The sequence below is a fragment of the Coprococcus intestinihominis genome (assembly GCF_040096555.1).
GTDB classification, from domain to species: Bacteria; Bacillota; Clostridia; order Lachnospirales; family Lachnospiraceae; genus Coprococcus_A; species Coprococcus_A intestinihominis.
The window spans coordinates 1-823 of record NZ_JBBMEK010000498.1 but is presented as its reverse complement, the minus strand read 5'-3'; the positions used below and the strand labels follow the sequence as shown (position 1 = coordinate 823).

General features: G+C 44.8%; 1 protein-coding gene and 1 pseudogene. Both read right to left on the bottom strand.

Annotated features, from left to right (window positions below; all coding sequences use genetic code 11):
- Positions 1–278: IS66 family transposase (locus tag WMO25_RS18965; RefSeq protein ID WP_494337451.1), on the bottom strand; the 278-nt coding region annotated here is incomplete at its 3' end.
- Positions 279–420: 142 nt separating this feature from the next.
- Positions 421–708: pseudogene (tnpB, locus tag WMO25_RS18465) on the bottom strand (IS66 family insertion sequence element accessory protein TnpB); the annotation flags it as partial.
- Between the last annotated feature and the right edge of the window lie 115 nt (positions 709–823).

Here is an 823-nt window from a genome sequence, read left to right as displayed (position 1 = left end):
TCTTCTTCCAACAGGGAAGGATCCTGTTCCACTTCCGCTTCATCAAAAAGGTGCTGCTGTCCTGGAATGTCATCGGTTCTTCTTTCGCTGGAAGAACCGAAAAGCTTTTTGGTAAGATAGTCCACCTGTTCCTGAAGGGCTTTTTCGTGGCTGGTTTTTTCGTCAATAACAAGGCGGAGAGATCTGATCAGTTCCGTCTGTTCCGAGACCATTGTTTTCAGTTGTGTTATGGTGTCCTTCAGCTCTCGCAGCTGGATGTCTTTTGCACTGGAAGCCATCGTTCTCTCCTTGGATTTGATACCTCTATTATACCAGAAATACAGCCATTCCTAAAGGAAAACAAGTGCTGAAAAATGCTGAATTTATAAGGAAATCTGCCATTTTTCTGTGCAGGATTTTTACCGGAATCCAGATACTTTTTTACTCTGCTTTGAGTGCTTTTGGTTGGTCGATATCAATTCCTGACATCAGCCAGTCGAACTCCCGCCAGGAAAGATTCCGGACTTCCGACTGCTTCCTTGGCCATTGATAGCCGCCCCGGACAGACAACCGTTTATAGATCAGGACAAAACCATCCGGTTCACGGAACAGAGCTTTGATCCTGTCCCGTCTTCTTCCACAGAACAGGAAGAGCGCACTGGATGTCGGATCCATCTTAAGCTGGTCTTCGATAATGGCACAGAGACCATCAATCGATTTGCGCATATCTGTATAGCCGCATTATCCGAATGTTAGGATAATGCGGCTTATCCTCAGAGTATTTTTATCCTCATCTTTTCTGGATATAGCGATATTTACTCTCTTCTTCGCAAAAAAGATGAGG